Source organism: Planctobacterium sp. R6, from assembly GCF_055755215.1.
On sequence record NZ_JBVTQY010000008.1, the window covers coordinates 62,627 to 78,098 of the forward strand.

At 47.6% G+C, this 15,472-nt stretch carries 13 protein-coding genes; 7 read left to right on the forward strand and 6 right to left on the reverse strand.

Translation table 11 applies throughout. The annotated features are described in order from the left end of the window. Positions 1–13 precede the first annotated feature (13 nt). From coaE to AC0J20_RS07485, 6 genes are all read right to left on the reverse strand, one after another. Entirely contained in the window at positions 14–643 is a 630-nt protein-coding gene (coaE, locus tag AC0J20_RS07460) for a dephospho-CoA kinase (protein WP_229528635.1), read from the reverse strand. Then, positions 643–1,527: a prepilin peptidase gene (locus AC0J20_RS07465; protein ID WP_473021212.1), complete on the reverse strand. Its 885-nt coding sequence runs from the start codon at positions 1,525–1,527 to the stop codon at positions 643–645. Before AC0J20_RS07465 ends, coaE begins: the two co-directional genes overlap by 1 nt. 34 nt (positions 1,528–1,561) lie before the next feature. Beyond that, on the reverse strand, positions 1,562–2,776 hold the full coding sequence (locus AC0J20_RS07470) for a type II secretion system F family protein (protein WP_229528637.1): 1,215 nt from the start codon (positions 2,774–2,776) through the stop codon (positions 1,562–1,564). Between the two features lie 97 nt (positions 2,777–2,873). Beyond that, positions 2,874–3,302 (reverse strand): pilin, encoded by a 429-nt coding sequence (locus AC0J20_RS07475; protein WP_473021213.1) that lies wholly within the window; start codon positions 3,300–3,302, stop codon positions 2,874–2,876. 300 nt (positions 3,303–3,602) lie between these two features. After that, positions 3,603–4,523 (reverse strand): carboxylating nicotinate-nucleotide diphosphorylase, encoded by a 921-nt coding sequence (gene nadC, locus AC0J20_RS07480; protein ID WP_473021214.1) that lies wholly within the window; start codon positions 4,521–4,523, stop codon positions 3,603–3,605. 89 nt (positions 4,524–4,612) lie between these two features. Next, the gene (locus AC0J20_RS07485; protein WP_473021260.1) at positions 4,613–5,089 is read right to left on the reverse strand and encodes a retropepsin-like aspartic protease family protein; all 477 of its coding nucleotides are present in this window, start codon (positions 5,087–5,089) and stop codon (positions 4,613–4,615) included. A 160-nt stretch (positions 5,090–5,249) separates the two neighbouring features. Here AC0J20_RS07485 and ampD point away from each other — a divergent pair, with 160 nt between their 5' ends. The 7 genes from ampD (at position 5,250) to AC0J20_RS07520 (ending at position 15,470) form a co-directional block, all read left to right on the forward strand. Continuing rightward, entirely contained in the window at positions 5,250–5,795 is a 546-nt protein-coding gene (ampD, locus tag AC0J20_RS07490; protein ID WP_229528640.1) for a 1,6-anhydro-N-acetylmuramyl-L-alanine amidase AmpD, read from the forward strand. A 13-nt stretch (positions 5,796–5,808) separates the two neighbouring features. Continuing rightward, positions 5,809–6,627, forward strand: a complete 819-nt coding sequence (ampE, locus tag AC0J20_RS07495; RefSeq protein ID WP_473021215.1) for a beta-lactamase regulator AmpE — start codon at positions 5,809–5,811, stop codon at positions 6,625–6,627. Between the two features lie 228 nt (positions 6,628–6,855). Then, on the forward strand, positions 6,856–7,623 hold the full coding sequence (pdhR, locus tag AC0J20_RS07500) for a pyruvate dehydrogenase complex transcriptional repressor PdhR (RefSeq protein ID WP_229528642.1): 768 nt from the start codon (positions 6,856–6,858) through the stop codon (positions 7,621–7,623). A gap of 101 nt (positions 7,624–7,724) precedes the next feature. Next, entirely contained in the window at positions 7,725–10,397 is a 2,673-nt protein-coding gene (aceE, locus tag AC0J20_RS07505; RefSeq protein WP_229528643.1) for a pyruvate dehydrogenase (acetyl-transferring), homodimeric type, read from the forward strand. A gap of 12 nt (positions 10,398–10,409) precedes the next feature. Beyond that, positions 10,410–12,395, forward strand: a complete 1,986-nt coding sequence (aceF, locus tag AC0J20_RS07510) for a dihydrolipoyllysine-residue acetyltransferase (RefSeq protein ID WP_473021261.1) — start codon at positions 10,410–10,412, stop codon at positions 12,393–12,395. A 198-nt stretch (positions 12,396–12,593) separates the two neighbouring features. Further along, positions 12,594–14,018, forward strand: coding sequence for a dihydrolipoyl dehydrogenase (gene lpdA / locus AC0J20_RS07515; protein ID WP_229528644.1), 1,425 nt, complete (start codon positions 12,594–12,596; stop codon positions 14,016–14,018). A 93-nt stretch (positions 14,019–14,111) separates the two neighbouring features. Next, positions 14,112–15,470, forward strand: a complete 1,359-nt coding sequence (locus tag AC0J20_RS07520; RefSeq protein ID WP_473021216.1) for an IS4 family transposase — start codon at positions 14,112–14,114, stop codon at positions 15,468–15,470. Positions 15,471–15,472: the final 2 nt, after the last annotated feature.

The following is a 15,472-nucleotide window of genomic DNA, read 5'->3' on the forward strand; positions in this document are numbered from 1 at the left end:
CGGTTATTATTCGTTACTGCTTTGGGGCTGTGGCATTATGTGCCGCAGCCAAAGTTAAATATTGGCTATGTAATCTTGCTATCTGTGTCAGCAATTGTCCGGTATCGCTATCGTTAACAAGGACGTCATCGGCAACAGCCAGCCGTTCTTTTCTGCCAGCCTGTGCCTGCATTATACTTTTTATTTGCGCTTCTCCAACCCCGTCCCGTTGGCTGGCCCGTTGTAATTGTATTTCTTCCGGACAATCTACCACTAAAACGCGATTCGCCAGGGATTGCAATTGGTTCTCTACCAGCAAGGGGATCGATAAAATTACATAAGCAGACTTCGCCGCCAGACATTGAGATTGCATTTCTGCCCGGATCAGGGGATGCAAAAGCCCGTTAAGCCAGTTTTTATGTTCGGTATTGCTAAACACTTGCGCCCGCAGTTGCGCGCGATCCAGGTGACCCTCTTTGGTCAACACGGCATGGCCGAACTTTTCTGTGATCGCACTCAGGGCCGGGGTACCGGGTTGCACTACCTGCCGGGCAATGACATCGGCATCGACAACGTCAATGTTAAAGTGTTGTGAAAACAAGTCGGAAACTGTGGTTTTACCCGACCCTATGCCACCCGTCAGGCCAACAATAAAGTTGCTCATCAGAGTATCAGTTGCCAGTAAAAGTTAACGATAACGTCACCGTAGAAAAAGGTGATTAATCCGGCAATAGCCAGATAAGGCCCAAAGGGGATAGCCTGACCTTTTTCGGATTGCCGGGTCAGCATCATGGCAATGCCAATAAGTGCGCCGACAAACGACGATAAAATGATGATTACGGGTAAATAACTATATCCGGTCCAGGCGCCAAGCGCGGCCAGGAGTTTAAAATCACCATAACCCATTCCTTCCTTGCCGGTGAGCAATTTAAACGCCCAGTAGACGCTCCATAAACTCAAATAACCCAGCGCGGCCCCTAAAAGTGCGTCTGTGGTTGATACGAAGGTATTGTCAATACTGAGCAGCAGGCCCAGCCACAGTAAGGGCAGGGTAATTTGATCAGGTAACAGCATAGTGTCGATATCGATAAAGGTCAGCGTAATCAGACACCATAAAAATAGTAATGCAAACAACAACTGCACACCGGGTCCGAAGTACAGCGCAAAAGCCACTGATAACAGACCGGTGAGGGCTTCGATGGCCGGGTAGCGCACGGAAATGGGGGTCTGGCATTGACTGCATTTGGCTTTTAACGCAATCCAACTGAGTACCGGGATATTTTCCCATGCGCGAATCTTGTGGCCACAGGCAGGGCAGGTTGAAGCCGGTACCGCAAGATTAAATCTTTGCGGCAGTGCCGCTTTGTCAGACACGGCTATATCGGTTTGAAAATGTTCTTCGCAAGCGCACCTGAAGTCTCGTTCCATCATCACGGGTAAGCGATAAATCACCACATTGAGAAAACTGCCCACTGTCAGACCAACAAACAACACGACGACGCAAAACAGCCAGGGGTAGACATCAAATACGAGTAACAGATTTTCCATTATTATTTTTCTTCTTAGGCATGAAGGGCAGAGTTTACACCACCATACCCAGTTGGAATATAGGTAAATACATGGCAACGATGAGTCCACCGATGACCACACCAAGCACGGCCATGATGATGGGTTCTAATAAAGAGGTTAAACCGTCCACCATATCATCCACTTCACGCTCGTATATTGTGGCAATTTTACCCAGCATGGCATCCACAGAACCCGATTCTTCACCGATGGCCACCATTTGCACCACCATAGGCGGGAACACATTGGTTGAGCGCATGGCGATGTTCATTTGTTCACCGCCTGCGACCTCAGACTTCATGTAGCGAATGGCATCCCGATAAACTGCGTTGCCTGCGGCACCTGCGGCCGATTCCAGCGCTTCAATCAGTGGCACCCCTGCAGCAAACGTGGTGGATAGGGTTCTGGTAAAACGGGCGATGGATGCTTTTACTAATATTTCACCAATTACCGGTACCTTGAGTAATTTTGCATCTAAAGTGTCCCGCAGTTTTTGAGAGTTTTTGTAGGCGCGTTTAAAGGCAATAGCAAAGGCTATCATCCCTATGGCGATAAAGGGGCCATTGTTCTGTACGAAATTTGAAATATTCAATACGAACTGAGTAAAGGGGGGGAGTTCTGCGCCAAATCCGGCAAAAATCTCCTCAAACTGCGGTACCACGAAAACCAGTAATATGGTGGTCACGACAAATGCCACAACAACAACCGCAACCGGATAAAACATGGCCTTTTTGATTTTTGATTTCAGGGCTTCTGCTTTTTCCTTGTAAGTAGCAATGCGATCGTAAATGTCTTCCAGTGCACCGGATTGTTCTCCGGTTTTCACCAGGTCACAATACAGGTCATCAAAATAATCCGGGTATTTTCGCAATGAGGAAGACAGGGGGTTACCTGATTGTACTTCGGCGGTGATGTGCCCCAGCATCTTGCGCATTGGGGCTTTGTCGTGTCCCTGACCAATCATTTCCAGGGTTTGAATCAAGGTGACCCCGGCTGTCAACATGGTGGCTATTTGCCTGGATACGTTACATATATCGAGTGCTTCAATTTTGGCGCCGCCCAGTAGCGGTTTGGGTGCTTTTTTTATTTTTGAAATTGAAATGCCACGCCGGCGTAAAATAGATTTGGCTTCGTTGAGTGAGTCGGCGACAAATTCTCCCTTGATGGTTTGTCCTTTTTTGTTTTTCCCCGACCAGACGAATTCAATTTTACCTGCTTCTTTGGCTGCCATAATCTTAAGTGGAGTATCCTGTTACGAAATGAAGGTGCAATACGCTCTAACGTAAAAAGCCCAGTTTTCACCGGGCTTTTGTATCAATATCAGAGGCTTAGCATAAACCAGCAGCCTGACAACCACCGGACTGAGCCCAGGTTACTGCACCATTTGCAACGGTACCCGTCAGAACATAAGTTTCCGTTGCTGTAACACCTGAAACAACGCCCGCTGCCGGGGTGACGGTAATGGTGTAACCGTCAGCAGCACTACCACCAAAGGCGATGGTGTTAACCAGTGATGATGCTGTCCAGCCAGTCTGTACAGTGAGGTTTGAGCAGTCTGCAGGTGAGCCGGTTTGCACACAAACTTCAACCGCCGTTTTTGCCGGGCTGGCGGCGGATATGACTTCACTAAATGAAGCACGGGCAGAGTAGCTTTGATATGCAGGTAGTGCAATCGCTGCCAGGATACCGATAATTGCGACAACAATCATCAGTTCTATCAACGTAAAACCTTTTTGGTTGTTTTTAACTTGATTCATTTTCTATCTCCAGTTGCGCAATTATGCGGCATTGTTGTTAGCTGTCATATTATAGTTAAGTCGCTATTTATTGGATTTACAACAAAAAGCCGACTTTCCAAACTCAGTATAGAAGGCAATTTGCATTGGGCAAGTTCGCTTTCCGCTATTTAGTTTGTAATGACAAGATTAGACACAAAAAACCACTTGATAAAGCATGTATTTTGATAACTGATTCTCAAAGTTGGTTTTTTAGCCCGAAAATGCGGCAGGTATGTGAAACTGTTCACAACTATTTTGCGCTAATTTGAAGGAAAACAGTTAATTGTGGAGCCTCAGCGAAAGATCGATGGCGCGAATATTTTTGGTGATAGCACCTGAAGAGACAAAATCTACCCCGGTTTCGGCGATTTCAGTAAGACGGGATGCCTCAACATTGCCCGATACTTCTAATTTAGACTGTCCCTTGTTGATGGCCACAGCGGTAATTACGTCGCTTAAACTGAAGTTGTCCAACATGATAATGTCGGCACCGGCGTGCAGCGCTTCCTGCAACTCAGTTAACGATTCAACCTCCACTTCTACCAGTAAATCGCTGTGCATTTGACGGGCTTTTTGAATGGCGGCAGAAATGGAGCCACACCCCATAATGTGGTTTTCTTTGATGAGAAAGCGGTCATACAAACCAATTCGATGATTAGCACCGCCGCCGCAGGTAACGGCGTATTTTTGTCCATAGCGCAATCCGGGCAGGGTTTTTCGGGTATCCAGAATTTGGGTTTTATAGGCGTCCAGTATCCGGGCATAGTGATTGACGGTCGTGGCGGTCGCAGACAGGGTTTGCGCAAAATTTAGGGCTGTACGCTCTCCGGTCAAAATCGCCCGGGTATTACCCTGCAGGGAAAATAAGGTGTCGCCCGCCTGATGATGTTGTCCATCATGAGTATGCCAGGTCAGGGTTATATCATCTGCCAGCAGAGTAAAGGTGGTTTCGACCCATTGTTTTCCAACGAAAACACAAGCCTCTTTACAGATCACTGAAGCACTGTCGCGTTCATCTGGTTCAATCAGGTTGGCCGTTACATCTCGTTGCAACGCCGCCCGCAAGATTTTTTTGGCCTGCTCTGGCGCCGGTAGTCCCTGTTGAAAAAACTCAGACGCAAATATTCCTAGGTCCTGACATAAGCTGGTGATGACAGAATGATAAATTTCGTCGTTGAGTAAAGATTGTTGTTGGCTCATGCAAATACCGATAAATAGACTAGCAGAATGGGGTACATCAAAGTCAGCAAACAGATGAAAGCGACCTCATTAGTTTACTGAATTTGCAATTATAACGGACGAAGGGTCAGGATGTCTTCACGTTGTGTAAATTCTAACTGTTTAAGTACGCTCATACCCAATAAAATCTCAGGGCCTTCCATGCCGGGGTTGATATTACCCGACACGTTGTTCAGCAAAATGTTGCCGATCTGCAGCGAAGGGATTTGGGTGCGATACACGGTGACCGTGCCGTTAGCGGTTTGGCTTCTGGCTGGCGCACCGGGTTTCAGGTTGAGTTGTTCAGCGATATTTGCAGGAATTGAGACATTGGTAGCGCCGGTATCCACCAGAAACACCACTTCCTGCTGATTAATGAGACCCGTCGCCACATAGTGGCCATATCGGTTGCGTTTTAGTACCACTGTTGGTCTGCCGTTTTCGTAGCGAGATTCAGGTGCCTCATTCGGGTTGAATTGCGCCATTAATGACTCTTCAAACAGCACACTTACCAGGCCAAGACCCGCTATCCAGGCCAATATGAACATGGCTGTGCCAAATTTTGAGGTACTGTTGTGATTTTCGCTGGACAATCGCTTACTCCTGACACCCTTTGTTATGTCTCCGCAAGAAAACTATCAAAACCGGGCCTTTTTTCCAAAAAAAACGTGTAATAATTGTTGAGCATAACGTCTCGGAGTGAAAGTATTGAAAATATCTGATGGCTGGATTCAGCAGGTCAGCCACTATAAAACCGCTCATTGTGATCAAAGGCCTGATGGTATCAAGCCCACTTTGCTGGTGATCCACAATATCAGCCTTCCTCCGGGAGAGTTTGGCCAGGGGTATGTGGCGCCGTTTTTTATGGGGCAACTCAATCCTGAGCAACACGAGTTCTTTCGGGAGATTTACCAGATGCGGGTTTCTGCGCATTGTTTTATCGAACGCACCGGCCGAATCTGTCAGTTTGTGTCTTTTGATGAGCGCGCCTGGCATGCCGGCGTGTCGGTCTTTCAGGGACAACCTCGCTGTAACGATTTTAGCATTGGCGTGGAAATGGAAGGCACTGATCATCTCCCCTATACTGCAGCGCAATACGACGCCCTGGTGCAACTCACTAAAGCGCTAATGGTCCAATATCCAGAGATTAACTTAGCGCGTATAGTAGGGCATAATGATATTGCCTTTGGCCGGAAAACCGATCCCGGAGAAGCCTTTGATTGGGGCTACTACCGCCAGGCTTTGGAAAAATAACTAGAGAAACTTTATGACCCTGATCAGTTTACTGCTCGTGCTCGCATTGGACAGATTGACCACTAAATCTGATATCTGGCGCAGTGAAACCTATATGCTACCCTATCTGGATTTTATGAAATCCAGTCAATGGTTGTATTCACCGGATAAACCCTGGCAATCCTACCTCGCTGTTGCTATTCCTGCGTTGTTGGCCTGGGCACTGTTTCAGTATCTGGACAGTTCGTTACTAATTTTGCTGTGCAATCTGGCGATTTTGTTTGTCGCCGTGGGTTGTCCGCATATCCGCGATAAGTACAAAGGCTATTTGCAGGCGTCTAATCGTGGCGACTTTGCTGCCAGAGATTTGTTTGCTGATGAACTGAAATACCAGCCTGACACCGGGACTTCGTTTGGCCAGCACATGGTATGGATTAATTTTCGCTATTATTTTGCCATTGCAGTGTGGTTTTTAATCTTAGGGGGTACCGGGGCCGTGCTGTATTTGACAGCCCGTATAGTGGAAAGTCAGGCGCCGGATGAAGCTTCGCGACATTCTGCTGCGCGTGTACTGACTATATTAGACTGGATACCGGCGCGTCTGTCTGCCTGTGGCTTTTTACTGGTGGGGCATTTTACACAAGGCGTTAAAGCGTTTTCCAGATACCTGTTAGATGTCACCATTAGCGCTAAGGAGATCGTCACCCAGGTGGCAAAATCCAGTGAAGAAGTTGAGCCGGATAACCAGGATTGTACAGAAGAACCCTGTACCATGCTGCGCCTGGCAAAGCGCAATATGATGTTGTTGTTGGCCGTAACAGCGGTACTGACCTTAAGTGGCTGGATAAGTTGATTGAAAAATAACCATTGAATCGAGGTCAGACCAGCACTGATAACCTTAAAAAGGCCACGTAATACGTGGCCTTTTTAGCATTTAACGACTACAACTATGTAATCCGAAGGTGGTATTGGCTTTACCTGACGAGTCATATTCGATATCCTTCATAAATTGGTAAGACCAATTTACCTATTTATTAAGCTGAAAATTTCAGGTTGATTTAATTCGACCCAGCAGAAGCAGATGCAAAAAATTCAAAATAAAAAATTGTCTGACATTATTGTTGAACGATTAGAAGCCATGTTGTTGGAAGGTCAATTCCTGGCCGGTCAAAAACTGCCTCCTGAACGTCAACTGGCTGAAGAGTTTAATGTTTCCAGACCCTCACTGCGTGAGGCAATACAAAAGCTGGAAGCAAAAGGGTTGCTGTTGCGCAAACAAGGTGGCGGTACCTGGGTCAGTGATAAATTAGCACCAAAGGTGACTGATCCATTGATGCAACTTATTGCTACCTATCCGGAGAGTCAGTTTGACTTGCTGGAGTTTCGGCATGCGCTGGAAGGCATGGCCGCCTACTATGCTGCGTTGCGCGGTGATGAAGGTGACTTTCTGGCGTTGAATCAGGCGTTGACCCGCACTGAGGTGGCGTATAAAGACGATTGCGTTGAAAAGCAGGCTGAATCACTGGTGGAATTTTATCTGTGTATGGCTAAAGGTTCTCACAATGTCGTATTGCTGCACATCATGGGTAATTTACTGGATGTATTGAAAGACAACATAGAGGGCAACCTGGCGTTATTGCGCAAACGCCCTGATGAGTATCAGCAGATACATCAGCAACGAAAACAAATTGTGGCCGCGATTGTTTCCGGTAATCCGGAGCTGGCCAGACAAGCCAGTAATGAGCATCTGGCCTTTATTGAAAAAACGCTTCTGGAAATTAATTCAGAGGATACTCAAATGCAGCGCGCTTTGCGCCGTATTGAGGTTGGGGGCAAACGCTCACACTAGTTTACAGGATGAATTGTTAGCGGTTCATCCTTTTTATTATGGTAAGTACCAACTTAAATTGGCGCTTGCTCAGGTTAAAACGACAAACATAGGAACACAGCATGGCTGATACGATGCAACCAGACTTGGACCCACAAGAAACGCAAGAATGGTTAGACGCACTCAATGCAGTAATGGAAGAAGAAGGCGCAGATCGCGCTCATTTCCTGCTGGAATCTTTGATTGATAAAGCACGCCGCAGTGGCGTTCATTTACCTCATAAATCCACCACCGCGTATATTAATTCCATTCCCGCTGGTCAGGAACCCACAATGCCGGGTGACCAGACTATGGAAACTAAAATCCGAAACGTGATCCGCTGGAATGCCATGATGATGGTCTTGAGAGGGTCTAAAAAGGATTTGGAATTAGGTGGTCATATCTCCAGTTTCCAATCTTCAGCGATGCTTTATGATGTTGGTTTTAACCACTTCTTCCGTGCCCCGGGTGATAACGGCGGCGGCGATTACCTGTTTGTACAGGGCCACTCCGCACCTGGTATTTATGCCCGTTCTTACATCGAAGGTCGCTTATCTGAAGACCAGCTAAACAACTTCCGTCAGGAAGCGAATGGCGAAGGTTTGTCTTCTTATCCGCACCCGAAACTAATGCCAGACTATTGGCAGTTCCCCACAGTCTCTATGGGCCTTGGTCCGATGCAGGCCATTTATCTGGCACGATTCCTACAATATTTAACTGACCGTGGTTTGAAAGACTGTTCTGATCAGCGTGTATGGTGCTTTATGGGGGATGGTGAAGTTGATGAGCCTGAATCCCTGGGGGCGATTGGCCTGGCAGCGCGCGAAGGCCTGGATAACCTGACTTTTGTTATCAACTGTAACCTGCAGCGTCTGGATGGTCCGGTACGTGGTAATGGCAAGATCATTCAGGAACTGGAAGGTACATTCCGCGGTGCCGGCTGGGAAGTCATTAAAGTGATTTGGGGCCGTTACTGGGATCCACTGTTAGCGCGCGATACTTCCGGCAAATTGATGGATCTGATGATGGAAACCGTTGACGGTGAATATCAGAACTTCAAAGCCAAAGGTGGCGCCTACACCCGTGAGAAATTCTTCGGTAAATATCCCGAATTAAAAGAAATGGTCGCTAACATGTCAGATGACGACATCTGGCGTCTGAACCGCGGTGGTCACGATCCGGTGAAGGTATACGCTGCCTATGACAAGGCGACTAAGACCAAAGGCCGCCCTCAGGTGATCCTGGCTAAAACCGTAAAAGGTTACGGCATGGGTACTGCTGGTGAAGGTAAGAACATCGCCCACAACGTGAAGAAAATGGATACAGGAGCAATCAAAGAATACCGCGATCGCTTTAATATTCCTGTGGCTGATGAACAACTGGCTGATCTGCCTTACTATAAATTCGCAGAAGACAGCGAAGAAATGCGCTATCTGCGCGCTCGTCGCGAGTCGTTGAACGGCTACATGCCCAAGCGTTTGCCGCAAAGCTCTGAAACACTTGAAGCGCCGCCGTTGAGTGCTTTTGATGCCGTTCTTAAAGGCTCCAATGGTCGTGAAATCTCCACTACCATGGCGTTTGTACGAGTACTTACTGCCATGCTGAAAGACAAAAAAGTCGGCAAGCGTGTAGTACCTATTATTCCTGATGAAGCCCGTACTTTTGGTATGGAAGGTTTGTTCCGTCAGGTGGGTATTTATGCCCACGAAGGGCAGAAATACGAGCCCCAGGATTCTGATCAGGTCGCTTATTACCGCGAAGACAAAAAAGGCCAGGTGCTGCAGGAAGGTATCAATGAATTAGGCTCCATGGCTTCCTGGTTAGCCGCAGGTACGTCTTATTCTATCAACGACCTGCCAATGATCCCGGTTTATATTTACTACTCCATGTTCGGTTTCCAACGTATTGGTGATTTGGCATGGGCGGCTGGTGATTCACAGGCCCGTGGCTTCCTGGTAGGTGGCACGGCTGGGCGTACCACACTAAATGGTGAAGGTTTACAGCATCAGGATGGTCATTCCCATGTTCAGGCGAATACGATTCCCAACTGTATTACTTATGATCCTACCTATGGTTACGAAGTGGCTGTGGTGGTACAGGACGGTATGCGTCGCATGTTCCAGGAACAGGAAAACGTGTTCTATTACATTACGGTAATGAACGAAAACTATGTACAACCGGCAATGCCAGACGGTGTTGAAGAAGGCATAGTCAAAGGTATCTACAAGCTGGATACGGTGGAAGCTAAAAAGTCTAAATTGTCAGTGAAGCTGTTAGGTTGCGGTACTATCCTGGAGCAGGTGCGCGAAGCAGCCACTATGCTGGCAGAGGATTTTGGTGTTACCTCAGAAGTGTACAGTGTGACTTCTTTCAACAACCTGGGCCGCGACGGACAAGACGTTGAACGCCTGAACATGCTGAATCCAACGGCCGAAGCGAAAAAAGCGTACGTTACCGAAGTACTGGAAGCCGGTGTGAAAGGTCCGACTATCGCTGCAACGGACTACATGAAGTCCTTTGCCGAGCAAATTCGTGCCTATGTACCAGGTGCGTATAAAGTGTTGGGCACCGATGGTTTTGGTCGTTCAGACAGTCGTGCCAACCTGCGTAACCACTTTGAGGTAGACGCGAAATTCGTGGTGCTTGCAGCCTTATCTGAGTTGCTCAAAGCGGGCGACATCGACGCCAAAGTGGTCACCGGTGCTATCGACAAGTTTGGTATTTCCTCTGACAAAATTAATCCGCTGAACGCGTAAACAAACGGGAGAATAGCAATGAGCAATGATGTTTTAGTCCCGGATGTGGGCGGCGAAGAAGTCGAAGTTATTGAAGTCTGTGTCAGTGTTGGCGACAGTGTAGAAGCTGAAGATTCGCTGATCACTGTAGAAAGTGACAAAGCCAGCATGGATATTCCCGCGCCTTTTGCCGGTAAGATCACCGAAATTCTGGTGGCTGTAGGTGATAAGGTGGGTCAGGATAAGCTGATTATGAAAATGGAATCAGCGGATTCAGAAGATGCGAATACCGAAGACGCTAAATCAGAAGAATCTTCGGAGAAGGCTGAACAAGCACCGGCTCCAGCTCCTGCAGAAGCAGAACAAAGCGAAACTGAGGCAGCTAAACCTGCTTCTGGTGGCAGTGTTATTGAGGTAACAGTCCCTGATATTGGCGATGCTTCCGATGTTGATGTGATTGAAGTGTTGGTGAAAGCTGGCGACAGCGTGGAGGCCGAAGATGGCCTGATCACGCTGGAAACCGACAAAGCCACCATGGATGTTCCTGCACCTAAATCTGGTGTAGTGAAAGAACTTAAAATTAATGTGGGTGACAAAGTTTCTAAAGGCAGTCTGGTGCTGTTACTGGAGACCAGCGACGGTGGCTCTGCCAGTGAAGAGTCTGCTGCATCACCTGCACCTGAGGCGCAAGCAGAACCTGCGGCCGCAGCATCAGGCAGCAGCGTGATAGAAGTCTCTGTTCCTGATATTGGTGATGCAGCCGATGTTGACGTTATCGAAGTGCTGGTTAGTGTCGGAGACAGTATTGATGCCGAAACCGGCTTAATCACTCTGGAAACCGACAAAGCCACCATGGATGTGCCTTCGCCTAAAGCCGGTGTGGTAAAAGAAATGCTGGTGAAAACCGGTGATAAGGTGAGCAAAGGCTCACCGGTGATCATGCTGGAAGTGGCTGGCGAAACACCTGCTACAAAAAGTGAGTCTGCTCCTGCGGCAAAAGCCGAAGCTCCGGCTCCGTCACCAGCGGCTCCTGCGCCTAAAGCACCACCAGTGCCACATCATCCGTCTGCCGGCGAAAAGCCGAAGTCGGGTAGCGTCTATGCTTCGCCTTCTATTCGCCGCTTAGCGCGTGAATTTGGCGTAGACCTGACTCAGGTGTCAGGGTCAGGGCGCAAAGGTCGTATTCTGAAAGAAGACGTACAGTCTTATGTGAAGTATGAATTGTCTCGTCCTAAAGCTAATGCCGCCAGCTCGACGGCAGCAGGCGCAGGCGGTTTACAGGTACTGGCACAGCCTAAAGTCGACTTCAGCAAGTTTGGTGAAATCGAAGAGCAGGCATTAACCCGTATTCAGAAGCTTTCTGGTCCTAATCTGCACCGCAACTGGGTCACTATCCCGCATGTTACACAATTTGAAGATGCGGATATCACCGATCTGGAAGCTTTCCGCAAAGAGCAGAATGCCATCAATGAGAAAAGAAAGCTGGGCGTGAAAATCACCCCACTGGTTTTTATCATGAAAGCAGCTGCCAGTGCGTTGCTGGAATACCCAACCTTTAACTCCTCTTTGTCAGAGTCGGGTGAAGCCCTGATTCTGAAAAAGTATGTGCATATTGGTATTGCGGTAGACACGCCTAATGGTTTGGTGGTACCCGTTGTGCGTGATGTGGACAAAAAGGGCGTGATTGAAATTTCGCGTGAATTGATGGAAATCAGCCAAAAAGCCCGCGACGGTAAGTTGAAGGCGGCTGATATGCAGGGTGGATGTTTCACCATTTCCAGCTTAGGCGGGATTGGCGGTACCGCGTTTACGCCTATTGTAAATGCGCCAGAAGTCGCCATATTGGGTGTATCGAAAAGCGATATGAAACCCAAGTGGAATGGTAAAGAGTTTGAGCCAAGGTTAACCTTGCCGTTATCTTTGTCTTACGACCACCGGGTTATCGACGGTGCCCTGGCGGCCCGCTTTGCGGTGCACCTGTCTGAGGTACTTAGCGACATCCGTCGCCTGGTTATGTAAACAGAAATTGGCAGGAATCACTTCCTGCCTTTGCCTTTATGGCATTTGCTGTTTACACTTGCGGCGTTTGTACCCGAGTTATGGCTTAAGCCTCATTGAAAAAGGGTGAAAGGCCACAAGAACAATGAGTTATTTGCTGCCCTCAATTAATGCAGCAGAACAAGATAGAACAACCAAATACACAATTTTGAGGTCATCATGAGCGAAATTAAAACTCAGCTGGTAGTGCTGGGCGCCGGTCCAGGCGGTTACTCTGCGGCATTCCGTGCAGCAGACTTAGGCATCGAAACCATTCTTGTAGACGCGCGCGACACCCTGGGTGGTGTTTGTCTGAACGTGGGCTGTATCCCTTCTAAAGCCTTATTGCACGTTGCGAAAGTTATTGATGATGCCAAAGAAATGGCCGCTCATGGTGTGACTTTTGGCGAGCCTCAAATCGATCTGGATAAGGTTCGTGGCTGGAAAGACAGTGTTATCGGACAGCTCACTAAAGGCCTGTCTGGCATGTCGAAAATGCGTAAAGTTAAACATGTTCAGGGTTATGGCAAGTTTACTGGTAGCAACACCCTGGTGGTTGACGGCAAAGACGGTGTGACCACGATTAACTTCGACAACGCCATTATTGCCGCAGGTTCTGAGCCGGTTACTTTACCATTCATCCCACATGATGATCCTCGCGTCATTGATTCAACCGGTGCGTTGGAGATGCAAGACATCCCTGGCAAAATGCTGGTGTTAGGTGGTGGTATTATCGGTCTGGAAATGGGTACGGTATATCGCGCGCTGGGTAGCGAAATTGACGTGGTTGAGTTCCTTGACCAGCTTATCCCGGCGGCCGACAAAGATATTATCAAGGTTTATCAGAAGTACGTTAAAGATAAGTTCAACGTAATGCTGGAAACCAAAGTGACTGCTGTAGAAGCTAAAGATGACGGCTTATATGTTACCTTTGAAGGCAAGCAGGCACCTAAAGAGCCAGTGCGTTACGACAAAGTGTTGGTAGCGGTTGGCCGTCGTCCAAATGGCAAGCTGGTTGACGCTGATAAAGCCGGTGTAAACGTTGATGATCGTGGCTTTATTAACGTTGATAAGCAACTGCGTACTAACGTAAATAACATCTATGCCATTGGTGACCTGGTTGGCCAACCAATGCTGGCTCACAAAGCGGTGCATGAAGGCCATGTGGCTGCTGAAGTTATCTCTGGTATGAAGCATTACTTCGATCCGCGCTGCATTCCTTCAGTGGCTTACACTGATCCGGAAGTTGCCTGGGTAGGTGTTACCGAGAAAGAAGCGAAAGAACAGGGCTTAAAAGTAGAAACAGCGACATTCCCGTGGGCGGCTTCTGGTCGTGCGATTGCTTCTGGTCGTACCGAAGGTATGACTAAATTAATCTTCGACAAAGACACACATCGCGTATTAGGTGGTGCCATGATTGGTATCAACGCCGGTGAAATGCTGGGCGAAATCGGCCTTGCGGTTGAAATGGGTGCAGATGCGGAAGATATCGCATTGACTATCCATGCTCACCCAACGCTGAATGAGTCTATCGGCCTGGCGGCAGAAATGTACGAAGGTTCTATTACTGATTTGCCAAATCCAAAGGCAAAAAAGAAGAAGTAATTAACCACAGCGTGTTGAACTTTTAAAAGGTCGCGCAAGCGTAATGCCGATCAGTTAAGAAGTTGACATTCGGCAGAAGAGGATCAAAATCCGATGATCGTAAGGTCATCGGATTTTTTTGTGCATCTTGAAACAAATTTGGCTGAAACACTTAAAGCCTGCAATACATTTAACACTTTTGAAAAGTTCTCTGAGTTATTATCTCCCACCCTAATTGCGCAAGCACTGGAAAATGCCGGTGTCGCGACAGTAAGAAAAAGGCGTCTGCCTCTTGAAGTTGTATTGTGGTCAGTTATTGGCATGAGCCTTTTCCGGCAACAATCTGTATGGGATATTGCTAATCAATTGGACATTGCACTGCCGGGGAAAACCCCACTGGTTGCCCCAAGTGCTGTCGTGCAGGCCAGACAAAGATTGGGAGCGGATGCAGTTAAAGAAGTTTTTCGGTTGATGGCAGACAACAGTTATAAACAGAATAACTTTGAAACCTGGTGTGGGTTAAATTTGCTGGCTGTGGACGGTGTTGTATGGCGCACTCCGGATACACCTGAAAATGATCAACAGTTTGGTCGTCAGAGCAACCAATATGCAGAAGACGCCTTCCCCAAAATACGTATGGTTTGCCATATGGAAGTCACCAGCCATCAACTGATTAATAGTGTATTTTCCGGTTATCGTACGAATGAAATGGTTCTGGCAGAACAACTCATTGAAGATACTCCAGACCACTCCCGGACTCTGTTTGATAAGGGGTATTATTCATTAGGTTTACTCCATCGTTGGAATACTACTGGTGAACACCGGCACTGGCTTATTCCGGCTCGCAAAGACCTGCAATTTGAGGTGCTGCGAGAGTTAGGAAAGGGGGATCGCCTGGTTCGGCTGACATCAACGCCACAAGCTCGAAAGCGATTTGAAGATTTACCTGCAACAATCGAAGCCCGGTTGCTGAACAAGACAATCAAAGGGAAAGAATACTACATACTAACATCAATGATCGACAGTCTGAGGTTTCCAGGTAAGGAGATTGTTGAGTTGTACCAATACCGATGGGAAATCGAAATGGGGTATCGTGAAATGAAGCAATCGCTTCTGAACTCCGTTTATACTCTACGCAGTAAACGTCCAGACATGGTAGAGCAAGAGCTATGGGGTGTGTTGTTGTCCTACAACCTTATCAGGCATGCCATGACAATTGCAGCCAGGGAGAAAGGGGATATTTTACCAAACCAATTAAGCTTCACCAGTTGTTGTATGGCGGTAACTCAATACTTCGCATCGCTACCATTAAGAAGTGCAGGAAATCTCCCAAAACACTACAAAGCGTTAATTACTACGATGACTTATTTAATATTGCCTGAAAGAAGAGAAGGACGGAGTTATCCAAGGTGGATAAAGCCGAAAAAAGCGCGTTATCCGACTAAAAAAAGAAATGCCAGTCAGCTTAACTGACT